At 62.7% G+C, this 12,575-nt stretch carries 9 protein-coding genes; 6 read left to right on the plus strand and 3 right to left on the minus strand.

The features are described from left to right. Nucleotides 1-377: 377 nt before the first annotated feature. Together ACQ4WS_RS14740 and ACQ4WS_RS14745 are read right to left on the minus strand one after the other, a co-directional pair. Nucleotides 378-3,974 carry an indolepyruvate ferredoxin oxidoreductase family protein gene (locus tag ACQ4WS_RS14740; RefSeq protein ID WP_436477382.1) on the minus strand — a complete coding sequence of 1,199 codons (3,597 nt, stop codon included), beginning with the start codon at nucleotides 3,972-3,974 and terminating at the stop codon, nucleotides 378-380. 194 nt (nucleotides 3,975-4,168) lie between these two features. Beyond that, the gene (locus tag ACQ4WS_RS14745; protein ID WP_436477384.1) at nucleotides 4,169-5,110 is read right to left on the minus strand and encodes a LysR substrate-binding domain-containing protein; all 942 of its coding nucleotides are present in this window, start codon (nucleotides 5,108-5,110) and stop codon (nucleotides 4,169-4,171) included. 149 nt (nucleotides 5,111-5,259) lie between these two features. On the opposite strand from ACQ4WS_RS14745, the gene ACQ4WS_RS14750 reads away from it, so the two are divergent. Next, nucleotides 5,260-6,486 (plus strand): HD-GYP domain-containing protein, encoded by a 1,227-nt coding sequence (locus ACQ4WS_RS14750; protein ID WP_436477386.1) that lies wholly within the window; start codon nucleotides 5,260-5,262, stop codon nucleotides 6,484-6,486. Here the strand turns inward: ACQ4WS_RS14750 and ACQ4WS_RS14755 are convergent. Then, nucleotides 6,483-7,529: a GGDEF domain-containing protein gene (locus tag ACQ4WS_RS14755; protein WP_436477388.1), complete on the minus strand. Its 1,047-nt coding sequence runs from the start codon at nucleotides 7,527-7,529 to the stop codon at nucleotides 6,483-6,485. The genes ACQ4WS_RS14750 and ACQ4WS_RS14755 overlap by 4 nt on opposite strands. 473 nt (nucleotides 7,530-8,002) lie before the next feature. On the opposite strand from ACQ4WS_RS14755, the gene ACQ4WS_RS14760 reads away from it, so the two are divergent. From ACQ4WS_RS14760 to ACQ4WS_RS14780, 5 genes are all read left to right on the plus strand, one after another. After that, complete coding sequence (locus ACQ4WS_RS14760; RefSeq protein WP_034752975.1) at nucleotides 8,003-8,185, plus strand: Flp family type IVb pilin; 183 nt, start codon at nucleotides 8,003-8,005, stop codon at nucleotides 8,183-8,185. 53 nt (nucleotides 8,186-8,238) lie between these two features. Then, nucleotides 8,239-8,772 carry an A24 family peptidase gene (locus ACQ4WS_RS14765; RefSeq protein WP_436477390.1) on the plus strand — a complete coding sequence of 178 codons (534 nt, stop codon included), beginning with the start codon at nucleotides 8,239-8,241 and terminating at the stop codon, nucleotides 8,770-8,772. A gap of 93 nt (nucleotides 8,773-8,865) precedes the next feature. Continuing rightward, nucleotides 8,866-10,239 (plus strand): ATP-binding protein, encoded by a 1,374-nt coding sequence (locus tag ACQ4WS_RS14770; RefSeq protein ID WP_436477392.1) that lies wholly within the window; start codon nucleotides 8,866-8,868, stop codon nucleotides 10,237-10,239. Continuing rightward, the gene (gene cpaB, locus ACQ4WS_RS14775; RefSeq protein ID WP_436477394.1) at nucleotides 10,236-11,090 is read left to right on the plus strand and encodes a Flp pilus assembly protein CpaB; all 855 of its coding nucleotides are present in this window, start codon (nucleotides 10,236-10,238) and stop codon (nucleotides 11,088-11,090) included. The genes ACQ4WS_RS14770 and cpaB overlap by 4 nt, the downstream gene beginning before the upstream one ends. 27 nt (nucleotides 11,091-11,117) lie before the next feature. Then, on the plus strand, nucleotides 11,118-12,566 hold the full coding sequence (locus tag ACQ4WS_RS14780; protein WP_436477396.1) for a type II and III secretion system protein family protein: 1,449 nt from the start codon (nucleotides 11,118-11,120) through the stop codon (nucleotides 12,564-12,566). Nucleotides 12,567-12,575: the final 9 nt, after the last annotated feature.

Raw genomic sequence — 12,575 nt, forward strand, 5'->3', positions numbered from 1 at the left:
GTGCCCGCCTCAATTATGAATCGCCACTCGTCGTTTATACTCAGCACATCACGTTGCTACAAGCACCAACAACCACTGTTAATTAACCCAGTGTTGCGCTTGCTCTTTGAAACCGCCCTCTTTATTGCCGGACAACGATAGTTTCCAGTCCAGTTCATTGATTTCATGCGGCACTGGGTCGCGACTGGATTTAAGCAACGCTATTGCCTGGACGACCCAATGTTTTGTCATGTGATAGTAAGTGATTGATTTTTATGGTTAATTTGTGTTTGTCGTTTTTCTGGTGTGATAAAGAAGGTGAAATAAATAGCAGGATCAGGATAGTGAATTAAACGCTGCCAGGCAAGTTACCTGACAGCGTTGTATTCCAGAGTCACCTAGGCCGCGTGCTTGCTGCCATCGGCCAGCACCGCCAGCAATCGCGCCTTGTCCTTGCGGTAAGTATCGACGGCCGCTTCCTTGACGTGGCCGAAGCCGCGGATTTTCTCGGGCAGGGAGGCCAGTTCCACGCAGGTAGCCAGGTTGTCCGCCGTCAGGTTGACCAGCATTCCCGCCAGCAGTTCGCGGTATTCGATGATCAGCGCGCGTTCCATCTTGCGCTCGGCCGTATAGCCGAAGATGTCGAAGGTGCCGCCCCGCAAGCTCTTGGCTTTCGCCAGCAGCTTGAAGGCGCGCCACATCCAGGAACCGAACTCCGCTTTCACGAGGTGGCCCTTGGCATCTTTCTTGGCAAACAGCGGTGGCGCCAGGTTGAATTTTACGGAGAAATTCCCCTCAAACTGCTGCTGCAATTGCTCCACGAAACGGCCATCCGTGTACAGGCGCGCCACTTCGTATTCATCTTTGTAGGCCAGCAACTTGAAATAGCTCTTGGCGACAGCCGTCGACAGCTTCTGGCCCAGCCCCAGGGTATTTTCGCGGTCGCGCACCTGTTTGACCAGGGTCAAGTAACCGTCCGCATACGCAGCATTTTGATACGCAGTGAGGAACTCCACGCGTTTTTTGATGACGCTATCGAGGCTTTGCGGCATTTGCACGATGATCGCTTGCGCCGGTGTGGCGATTTGTGTCACCTTGCGCACGTCGACGGCGGCGCGGCGGCCCCACAGGAAGCTCTTCTTGTTCGATTCGATACCCACGCCATTGAGTTCGATGGCGCGCAGCAAGGCCGCTTCCGTCAGCGGGATGCGGCCCTTTTGCCAGGCGTAACCGAGCATGAACAGGTTGGCGGCGATGGAGTCGCCCATCAGCGCCGTGGCTAATTTTGTGGCGTCGATGAAGTCGGCCGCATCCGCGCCGCCCACGGATTCCTCGATCAACTGGCGCACTTCCGCCGTTGGATATTGCCAGTCGGCATTTTGCGCAAACGTGCCTGGCGGCTGCTCGTGCAGGTTGACGACGGCCAGGCTGCGGCCCGGACGCATTTTCGACACGGCGTCCTGCGCGCCGGCCGTCAGCATGTCGCAGCCTAAAATCAGGTCCGCTTCACCCGTGGCGATGCGCTGGGCGCGGATGTGCGCCGGCGACCTGGCGATCTTCACGTGCGAGGTGACGGAACCGTTCTTTTGCGACATGCCCGTCATGTCCAGCACGGACGCGCCCTTGCCTTCCAGGTGGGCCGCCATGCCCATCAGCGCGCCCACGGTGATGACGCCCGTGCCGCCGATACCGTTGATCAGGATGTTGTACGGCGCGTCGCAGGCGGGCAGGACGGGTTCCGGCAGGGGGCCGAAGTTGTCCGTCTCGCCCGGCTTGCCGGCGCCCGTTTTCGTTTTCTTCAGGCTGCCGCCTTCGACGGTGACGAAGCTGGGGCAGAAACCCTTGGCGCACGAGTAATCCTTGTTGCACGAAGATTGATCGATGGTGCGCTTGCGGCCAAATTCCGTTTCCTTCGGCAGGATCGACACGCAGTTCGACTGCACGCCGCAGTCGCCGCAGCCTTCGCAGACGGCATCGTTGATGACCATGCGCTTGGCCACGTCCGGATACTCGCCTTTCTTGCGGCGCCGGCGTTTCTCGGCCGCGCACGTCTGGTCGTAGATCAGCACGGACACGCCTTGCACTTCGCGCAATTCGCGCTGCACGGCATCCATGTCCTTGCGGTCGTGCAAGGTCACGTGGGCGGGCAGGTTGCTGCGGTCGCTGTAGCGGCTCAAATCTTCCGTGACCAGCGCGATGCGGGCGATGCCTTCGGCGGCCACTTGCTGCGCCATCATGGGCACGGTGATGAGGCCGTCCACGGGCTGGCCGCCCGTCATGGCGACGGCGTCGTTGTAGAGAATCTTGTAGGTGATGTTCACCTTGGCGGCCTGCGCGGCGCGGATGGCCAGATAGCCCGAGTGGAAATACGTGCCGTCGCCCAGGTTCTGGAACACGTGCGGCAGCTCCGAGAAAGCGGCTTGTCCGATCCACGGCGCGCCTTCGCCGCCCATGTGCGTGGTCAGCTTGTTCATTTCCGGGTAGATCGAGGTGGCCATCACGTGGCAGCCGATGCCGGCCAGGGCCAGGCTGCCGTCCGGCACCTTGGTCGAGGTGTTGTGCGGACAGCCGGAGCAGTAGAACGCGGGGCGGAACGGCGTATTCACGGCTTTCTTCAATACCGCATCCTTGGCGTCGAGAAAACTCAATCGTGCCTTGATCAGGTCGCAGGTGACGGGATCGGAAATCAGGCGCGCGATGCGGCTGGCGATGACACGCGCCACTTGCGAGACGGAAAAATCCGCCTTCGAGGTGAGCAGCCATTCGCCGCGCGGCGCGACCCATTCGCCTTTTTCGTCGAACTTGCCGATGACACGCGGGCGCACGTCGTCGCGCCAGTTGTACAACTGCTCCTTGAGCTGGTATTCGACGATTTGCCGTTTCTCTTCTACCACGAGGATTTCATCGAGACCTTGCGCAAACTCACGCACGCTGTCCGGCTCCAGCGGCCACGGCATGGCGACCTTGAACAGGCGCATGCCGACGTCGGCCGCCATCTGCTCGTCGATGCCCAGCTCTTCCAGCGCCTCGAGCACGTCCAGATAGGATTTGCCGGACGCAATGATGCCCAGCTTGGCGTTCGGGCTGTCGATGGTGGTGTGGTTGAGCTTGTTTTCGCGCGCATAGGCCAGGGCCGCATAGATCTTGTAGTCCTGCATCAGCGCTTCCTGGTTGCGCGCCTGCTGGCCCAGCGGGATGCTCGACAGGCGCGCGTTCAGGCCGCCTTCGGGCATGACGAAGTCTTGCGGAATCTTCACTTCCACGCGGAACGGGTCGGCATCGATGGATGCTGACGATTCGACCGTGTCGGCCAGTGCCTTGAAGGCCACTGTGCAGCCGGAAAAGCGCGACATGGCCCAGCCGTGGATGCCCAGGTCCAGGTATTCCTGCACATTGCAGGGATACAAGACGGGGATCATCGAGGCGGAAAACAGGTGGTCGGACTGGTGTGGCAGGGTCGATGAGTAGGCGCCATGGTCGTCGCCCGCTACCAGCAGCACGCCGCCCAATTTGGCTGTGCCCGCATGGTTCATGTGCTTGAAGACATCGCCGCAGCGGTCCACGCCCGGGCCCTTGCCGTACCACATGGCGAACACGCCGTCGTACTTGGCCGGGCCGATCAGGTCGACCTGCTGCGAACCCCAGACGGCCGTGGCGGCCAAGTCTTCGTTGACGCCGGGCACGAACTGTACGTGGTGCGCTTCCAGCTGCTTCTTGGCTTTCCACAGGTTTTCATCGAGGCCGCCCAGGGGCGAGCCACGGTAGCCGGAGATGAAGCCGGCCGTGTTGAGGCCGGCGGCCTGGTCGCGCAGGCGCTGCATCATGGGCAGGCGCACGAGGGCCTGGATGCCGGACAGGAAGATGGCGCCGGAAGTGGCCGTGTATTTGTCGTCGAGGCTGACGCTGGTCAAACGGGAAGTGTCGGGGGGCGTAGATGGCGCGGTACCGGCGTTTCTAGCGAACGCTGCGGAGCCGTTTTCCGTGGTCACGGACATGGCTGTCTCCAAAAGGGTGTTTCAGATGACGGCTGTACAAGGGGCGCGCCGGGTAAGGCGTGCGCTGTGCAGACGGGATGGCCGCGTGTGGGCGGCACATAACTATTTTAAATTTAAAATAGTTAATGTGCTCAGTGTAGAACGACCGAGGGGAAGGGGCAAATACGCTTTGGCGATGGGGGTATAAGAAATACTTATGCCATGGGCGAGAGTACGTTCGCCCCCACCCAACGCCCGCTGCCGCACAGTTCGGCGGCCACTTGCAGCACGAGGTTTTTCACGGCGTTGCCCGCATTGGTGAGGGGAATGTTTTTCGAGGCGCACAGGGCTACCGTGCGTGACAGGACGGGGCTGTGGATGGCGTAGCTGCGCATGGTGCCGCTGTCCAGTTCGGCCAACAGGGGCGCGGCCGGCAGGATGGTGGCGCCCATGCCGGCCAGGATGGCCGATTTCAGGATGGCGATCGAGTTGATCTCGATCACGTTCGCCGTCTCCAGGCCCAGTTCGCGCGCGCGGCTGTCGATGCGCGGGCGCACGCCATGCTGCAGGCCCGGCAGTATCAGGGTGGCGCTCAAGGCTTGCTGGAACGACACGGCATGGCCGGCGGGCGCGAACGGCGAATCGCTGCGGCAGATAAAACGCATCTCTTCTTCCACCAGCGGGCTGCAGGCAAACGGCGTCAGCTGGCCATCGTCGAACAGCACGGCCAGGTTGATGCGGCCCGATTTGAGCTGTTCATTGAGGTTGCCCGTGATTTCTTCCGTCAGTTGCAGGGTGATCTCGGGGTAGCGTTCGCGCGCGGCCAGCAGCAGGGGCAGGGCCAGCGCGCCGGAGATGCTGTGCGGCAAGCCCAGCGTGACATTGCCGGATGGCCGCGTGGCGCTTTGCGTGACGGCCGAGCGGGCGTCGGCCACCTGTTTCAGGATCGCTTGCGCATGTTCATAAAACACCTTGCCTGCGTCCGTGCTGAGCACGCCCTGGGCCGAGCGGTGCAGTAGTTGCACGCCCAGTTCCTCTTCCAGCTGGCGCAGCTGCTGCGTCAGGGCCGGCTGCGCCACGTGCAGGATCAGGGCCGCGCGCGACAGCGAGCCGTGGTCAACGATGGCAACAAAGTAGCGTAATTGGCGCAGTTCCATGAATCCCAATAGTGGTGCGTTGAGGGGGCGGTGAGCGGAAAAAACACGGTGTTGCGCCGCAGCGCCGAACGCGGCCACCAGAATAACAATTTTGTTATACTCATTCTAGCGCCTTCGGTGCTCCAGCCGTGTATTTGTGGGATGACAGCATGCTCAAGAAAGTTGATTCGTCTCAATTAAAAGTGGGCATGTACATCCATGACCTCAGTTGCGACTGGATGACGCATCCATTCGTGCGCAACCGTTTCCTGTTGCGCAGCGACGATGAAATCCGCAAGATCGTGCAAGCTGGCATCCACGACGTGGTGATCGACAGCGGCAAGGGCCTCGATGTGCAGGACGCGCCCAGCGTAGCACAGGCGCGCGCCGAGACCGAGCGCGAACTGGTGCAACTCGCCACGCCGCCGCAAGTGGTCACGCGCGTGTCGCTGGGCATGGAACTGGCCCGCGCCACGCAGGTGCGGCGGCAGGCCGCCAGCCTGGTGCGCACGGTGATGGCCGATGTGCGCCTGGGCAAGGCCGTCGAACTCGACCGCGTGCAGCATACGGTGCAAGATATCACCGAATCGATCTTGCGCAATCCCGGCGCCCTCGTCGGCTTGTTGCGCATCAAGAGCAAGGACGATTACACCTTCCTGCATTCCGTCAGCGTGTGCGCGCTGATGGTGGCGTTTTGCCGCTCACGCGGGATCGATGCGGCCACCACGCACCAGGCCGGCCTCGGTGGTTTGCTGCATGACACGGGCAAGGCACTGGTGCCCGACAGCGTGCTGAACAAGCCCGGCCCTTTGACGCCGGAAGAATTTGCCCTGATCAAGCGCCATCCCCGTGACGGCTACGAGATCCTGCGCCAGTCGCCCGAGGTGGGCGCGATTCCCCTCGACATCGCCTTGCACCACCACGAGCGGCGCGACGGCAGCGGCTACCCGGACCAGCTGGCCGGCGACGCCATCAGCGAGCTGGCGCAGATGTCCGCCATCGTCGACGTATATGACGCCCTGACGTCCGACCGCAGCTATCACAAGGGTATTCCCGCTGCCGAAGCCCTGCGCAAGATCTATGAGTGGAGCAAATTTCATTTCAACCCCGTGTTCGCGCAGGATTTCATGCGCTGCGTGGGCATCTATCCGGTCGGCACCATGGTGATGCTGGAATCGGGCCGCCTGGCCGTCGTCATCGAGGCGCACGAAAGCAATCTGCTGGCGCCGAAAGTGAATGTGTTTTTCAGTACGAAGAGCAAGACTTACATCAAGCCGGAAACGGTCGACCTGTCGCGCGGCTTCGGTTTTGGCGGCGCCGACAAGATCGTCGGCCATGAGTCGGCCGCCAAATGGCAGGTCGATCCCATGCGCTTTCTCTCCCTTGCGGATGCTTAGAAAAACTCCGCTGTGTCATTCGAGGCAATGGTCGTCAACAAGCCTTTCTCTACCAGCTCGTCGTAATGGCATGCCAGGTTGCGGCCATGGCTCTTGGCGTAATACAGGGCCTGGTCGGCGCGGCCGAGGATGATGACGGGCGCTTCGTAGGCGTTGATGCTGACGAAGCCCACGCTGACGGTCACTCTGCCCACTTGCGGGAAGTCGTGCGCCTCGACATTGGTGCGGAAGCGGTCGATGATTTTCTGCGCATTGTCCAGGGTGATCGAGCGCAGCAGCACGACGAATTCCTCGCCGCCGAAGCGGAAGATGCGGTCTTGCGAGCGGAACGACGATTGCAGCTGGTTGGCGATCAGGATCAGCACTTCATCGCCATACAGGTGGCCAAATTTATCGTTGACCAGTTTGAAATGATCGACATCGATCACGGCCAGCCATTGCCGTTCCGTGTCCGTATGGTGGCGCCGTTCTGCATCGACGGGTAGCGGCTTGTCCGCCTCCGGTTCGCCGCGGCTGTGCAGGATTTTCGCCAGCTGGTCGTCGAAGGTCTTGCGGTTCAACAAGCCGGTCAGCGAATCGCGTTCGCTGTAGTCGAGCAGGTTCTGGAAATTGCGGTACACGCTGACGATGCCGCCGATCACCTGGATGGTGGCGCCCGTGTACGGCGTGGGGTTGGTGATTTCCAGGCAGGTGGTGACCTGGTCGCCGATCCAGATGGGTAGCCACAGCAGGTGTCGGCCGTCGGCGCACAGGGTATCGGCGCTCGCTTCATGGCGTTTGATGCAGGCGGCCAGCGCCGGGTAGTCCGACAGCGGTTCGCCGGGCAGGGTCGGGTCGTTATGTTCTTCCATGCGGGCCACGCTGCCCGCCACGATGATGGCCCGCGACCGCACGAACACCTGGCCACGCACGGTGGTCAGGGCCAGCACACGGGTCTGCGATGCGGCAGCGAGTTCCTGAACCGCCGAGATCACGGAGATGTCGAGCATCGTGTGGTCGCGGTGCCCGGTCATGTCCACCATGTGTTTCAGTAGGGAATCCATTGTCGATCTCTGGAAAGTAGTCACACAAGATTCTTCATACCAACATTGCGTCAAGCAATTCGCGTCCGTCTACAAGAAGCCAAGATTTATTTGGTGGCATGACGCTCTTTACCGCCGGGCGAGAGGCCTTTCCAAAGAAGAGCTAAGCAGGATAATGTCTTTTTGCCTAATAGGCAATTAACGTATGCAATATTTCATGTAAATACATGAGATTCATGCACTCATTGCAAAAAACTTGCCCTGACGAAGGCTTTCAATCCGGATCGCAACATTTGTTTGCGCCAGCCGACATGTCAACAGGGTTTGATAATTTCCATGCGGAAACTTGTGGCGCGTCAATTTGCCAAAACGTGGACGCTTTATAGTCAATGCAATGGCGCAGAAATTTACGGCAGGAAACATATTAGCAGGAATGGGCAATGTTTCACACCCGATTGCGCCAGGGACTTGTGATTCACTTTTGGGAGCTTGTCATGCATACCTTCCTGTCGGCAGTACAGCAGTTTGTCAAGGATGAGGATGGCATTACGGCAATCGAATACGGCCTGATTGCGGCCTTGATGGCTACCGCCATCACGGCCGGTTTCTTGCTGATCAAGACCAACTTGCTGGCCGTCCTCACCGACATTTCGTCGAACCTGGTGTTGACGCCCTAAGCGGGTGCCCGCCATCGGCTGTCCGGTGGCGGGTTTTTTTCGGGAGGTGTGCCATGCCTGCAACTGCCTTGTGCGATTTGCTGTTGCTGTGCTTTGTGACGGGGGCCGCCGTCAGTGATTTGATACGCCGCAAGATACCCAATGGTGTGGTGTTGTCCGGCATCCTCGCCGCGCTGGCCTTGCACCTGTGGCTGTGGCCGCAACAAGTGGTGCCGCTGTGGCTGGGCGGCATGGCGACGGGCTTCTTTCTGTTCCTGCCTTTGTACGTGCTGCGCGGCATGGCCGCCGGCGACGTCAAGCTGATCGCCATGGCGGGCGCCTTTGCCGGTCCCTGGCCCGTGCTGCTGATCTGTTTCGCCACGTTTGTCCTGGGCGGCCTGATGGCCGTGCTGATGATCACGTACCAGGGCAAGTGGCGCGCCTGCCTGGGCAATCTGCGCCAGCTGCTGTGGCCGATGATCGCGCGCATGGCCGGCATTCCCCTGGCGCCAAACGCACTCGGCAGCGGCGCCAGCGTGGGCAATATGCCCTACGGATTGGCCATTGCCCTGGGCTGCCTGCTGGTGCAAGGGCGCAATTATTTCTGATTAGTATTCATTGCTCTTGATCAATGGGCGCCAGTCCCCGCTCGCTAGAATGAAGTCTGTTGTATGCCCTCTTAACCGGCTTGGAGACGCAGCATGACCGAGGTCGACTATTCCATGAGCAGCGAGAGTGCGCCGCGCCCTGCCGACGCGAACCGGATGCCGCCCTTGCCGCCGCAGCCGAAGAGCTTGCGTGAAACGGGACTCGAGCGGCCGCTGGTCGTCGAACTGATCGCCAAGCTGATGTTTGTGAGCGGCAAGACGCATCTGTCCGCACTGACGACGCGCTTGCGCCTGTCGATCAATGTCTTGCGCGAAGTGCTCGATTTCATGGTGACGGAGCAGATGGCCGAAGTGGCCTGGCGTGGCGAATCCGAGATCGACGTGCAGTACCAGCTGACGAGCGCCGGCAAGCAGCGCGCCAGCGCCTTCCTCGAGCGCTGCGCATATATCGGCGCCGCCCCCGTCACGCTGGAAGCGTACCGCGCCATGGTGGCGCGCCAGTCGTGGCTGGCGCAGGAACAGCGCGTCGGCAGTGATGACCTGGCCGCCGTGCTGGGGGGCGCCCATGCGGGGCCGGGCATGCTCGACGTGGTCGGCGCGGCCCTGCATTCGGGGCGCTCGCTACTGCTGTACGGTCCGCCCGGCAGCGGCAAGTCGACCCTGGCGCTGCAGCTGGGCCAATTGCTGCACGGGCTGGTGGCCGTGCCGTACGCCATCGTCGTCGGCCAGGACATCATCCAGCTGTACGATCCGGCCCTGCACCTGCGGCCCGCGCCGCAGCATGTCAGCCCTGCGCGCCAGGCGCTGGAGCGGCGCAGCACGGACATCCGCTGGGTGCTGTGCCAGCGTCCCGTGATTCACGTGGGTGCCGAGCTCGACGCCGGTATGCTGGAGCTGCGCCATGACGTCAGCGGCGGCTGCTACCAGGCGCCGCTCCATGTGCGGGCAAATAACGGCATGCTGATCATCGACGACCTGGGCCGCCAGCGCCTGGGCGCGCAAGAATTGCTGACGCGGCTGATGCAGCCGCTGGCGCGCGGCAGCGACCAGCTGGGCTTGCCAGGCGGCGTGCAGATCAGCGTGCCGTTCGACAACGCCCTCGTGCTGGCTACGAATGTGCCGCCGGGAGAACTGTTTGACGCCGCCCTGTTGCGCCGCATCGCTTACAAGGTACAGGTGGGGCCGTTGGCCGAGAGCGCCTATCGCGCGCTGTTCCGCCAGCAATGCCGGCTGGCCGGCATGGCCATCGACGAGCTGGCCCTGAACCATCTGCTGCACTTGCACGGCGCGCAGGGACGGCCCTTGCTGGCCAGCTATCCGCAGGAATTGCTAGCGCGCATAGGCGACTTCGCCGGCTTTGCCGGCAGCGAAGCGCACCTGACGGTAGCCGCCCTGGAACAGGCCTGGAGCACCCTGTTTGCCAGCTGCGACATGCCGGCCGCCAGCCTGTGCGAGCACATCACATGAAAAACCGGCGCGCCCTCTTGATGATGGGCCTGGCTGTGGTGCTGGGCCTGCTGGCAGTGCTGCTGGCCTCGCACTGGCTGTTGCGCCAGACGCCGGCCGGCAAGGGCAAGATCGTCGTCGCCGCCAGCGATGTCAACCTGGGCCAGCGCCTGACGCCAGAGATGCTGCGCCTGGCCGTATGGCCGGCGGAAAGCTTGCCGCAGGGCGCGCTGCAAGACCCTTTGAGACTGGCGGGACGGGTGCTGAAAACCAGCGTGCTGCGCGGCGAGCCGCTGAGCGAAGCCAAGCTGGCGCCGGCCGGCACCCTGGGCGGCCTGTCGGCCCTGATCACGCAAGGGCGGCGCGCCATCACCGTGCGCGTCAACGATGTGATCGGCGTGGCCGGCTTCGCCTTGCCTGGCAACTATGTCGACATCATCGTGAGTACCCAGCAGGATGCCGGCGACCGCGCATTTCCGCAAAGCCGCAATATTTCCAAGATCGTGCTCGAACGCATCCTCGTGCTGGCCGTGGCGCAGGAAGTGGGGCGCGACGAGACCAAGCCGCGCGTGGTCAATGCCGTGACCTTGGAAGTGACGCCGGAACAGGCGGAAAACCTGGATCTGGCGCGCAGCGTGGGCAGCCTGTCGCTGGTGCTGCGCAACCAGGTCGACCCGCAGCCGGGCGTGACGGCGGGCGCCACCAAGCTGACCTTGCTGGGCGGACCGCATGAAGCCGAGCCCGCTCCTGCCGCCGCGCCCGTGCCGGTCGCCGCGCCGCGCCCGGTACGCATGGCGAAGGCGCCGCCGGAGCAGGCGCGCCAGTGCAGCGGCGTCATCGACGGGACGCGCCAGTCGCGCGAATGTTTTTAGCTGCCTTGCTCAACCATGGACACGCTCATGAACCGCGCCCTGCTGATACTGTGCTGCCTGCTGTCGCCGCTTGCCGGTGCGGCGGCCGATCCTGGCCTGCGCTGCGGCGGTGAAGCGGCCTCGCCCGGCAATCTGCAACTACAGGTGGGCAAGTCGAGCATGCTGCGCCTGCCTGAAGCGGTACAACAGCGCAGCGTCGGCAATCCGGCCGTGCTGCAAGCCATGCTGGTCGCGCCCGACACCTTGTATGTGGTCGGCGTCGACGTGGGCAGCACGAATATGATCATCCAGGGCAAGAGCGGCGTGTGCAGCGTGGTGAACGTCAGCGTCAGCATGGACCCGGCCGGTTTGCAAACGACGCTGGCGGCCCTCATGCCGGAAGAGAAAGCCATCCGCGTCACGGCCGTGGCCGACACCCTGGTGCTGTCGGGCACGGTACAGGATGCGGGCGCCGTGCTGCGCGCCGTCGAGCTGGCGCACGCCTATGTGCGCCGCGCTACAGTGCCGCTGGCGCTGCCCAAGCCTGCCGATGGTGCCGCCATGCCGCTCGCCGCCACGGCGCCCGCTGGCGGCGCGGGTGGCGCGCACAGCCGCATCATCAACATGCTCGACGTCAGTGCGCCGCAGCAAGTGATGCTGGCCGTGCAGATCGCCGAAGTGTCGAAGTCGCTGCTGGAACGGCTGGAAGTGGGCGCCACCCTGCGCTTCGCGTCCGGCAGCTGGGCCACCACCTTGCTGTCGAATTTCCTCAGCGGTACGGCCAATGGCTTGCTCGACGTGCGCAAGTCGAATGGCCGCCAGCAGCTGACCATCGAGGCGCAGAAACAGGATGGCCTGGTGCGCATCCTGGCCGAACCGACGGTGATGGCGATCAGCGGGCAAGAGGGCAGTTTTTTGGCCGGCGGCAAGATCTTCATTCCCGTCGGCCAGGACAACAACAAGATCACCCTGGAAGAGCGCGAGTATGGCGTCGGCCTGCGCTTCACCCCCACCGTGCTGTCGGGCGGGCGCATCAATCTGAAGGTGGCGCCGGAAGTGTCGGAACTGTCGCGCGAGGGGGTGGGCATTTCCGCCGCCGGCGTCAGCGGACGCTCAATTTTGCCCGTCATCACCACGCGGCGCGCCTCGACCACGGTGCAGCTGTACGACGGCCAGAGCTATGCCATCGGCGGCTTGATCAAGAACAACCAGGTGAGCAACATCACGGGCGTGCCCTGGCTCAGCGAAGTGCCTATCCTCGGTGCGCTGTTTCGCAGCACGGATTTCCAGCACGACCGCACGGAGTTGCTGTTCGTCATTACCGCGCACTTGGTGAAACCCTTGCCGGCCGATGCCGTGCTGCCGACGGCGCAGCTGGCGCCGCCCTCGCGCATGGACTTGATGTTGGGCGGCAAGATGGAAAGCTCCGTGCCGCCGCCGTCCGTGCCGCCGTCCGTGCCTCCACTGCGCGTGGCTAACGGTTTCGAGTTGAAATGAGACGGGGAG

The organism is Janthinobacterium leeuwenhoeki (genome assembly GCF_051380795.1).
Lineage (GTDB): Bacteria > Pseudomonadota > Gammaproteobacteria > Burkholderiales > Burkholderiaceae_D > Janthinobacterium.

Coding starts and splice junctions, on each gene's coding strand:
- ACQ4WS_RS14740 (WP_436477382.1), bottom strand. CDS start 3,974: ATGTCCGTGACCACGGAAAACGGCTCCGCAGCGTTCGCTAGAAACGCC.
- ACQ4WS_RS14745 (WP_436477384.1), bottom strand. CDS start 5,110: ATGGAACTGCGCCAATTACGCTACTTTGTTGCCATCGTTGACCACGGC.
- ACQ4WS_RS14750 (WP_436477386.1), top strand. CDS start 5,260: ATGCTCAAGAAAGTTGATTCGTCTCAATTAAAAGTGGGCATGTACATC.
- ACQ4WS_RS14755 (WP_436477388.1), bottom strand. CDS start 7,529: ATGGATTCCCTACTGAAACACATGGTGGACATGACCGGGCACCGCGAC.
- ACQ4WS_RS14760 (WP_034752975.1), top strand. CDS start 8,003: ATGCATACCTTCCTGTCGGCAGTACAGCAGTTTGTCAAGGATGAGGAT.
- ACQ4WS_RS14765 (WP_436477390.1), top strand. CDS start 8,239: ATGCCTGCAACTGCCTTGTGCGATTTGCTGTTGCTGTGCTTTGTGACG.
- ACQ4WS_RS14770 (WP_436477392.1), top strand. CDS start 8,866: ATGACCGAGGTCGACTATTCCATGAGCAGCGAGAGTGCGCCGCGCCCT.
- cpaB (WP_436477394.1), top strand. CDS start 10,236: ATGAAAAACCGGCGCGCCCTCTTGATGATGGGCCTGGCTGTGGTGCTG.
- ACQ4WS_RS14780 (WP_436477396.1), top strand. CDS start 11,118: ATGAACCGCGCCCTGCTGATACTGTGCTGCCTGCTGTCGCCGCTTGCC.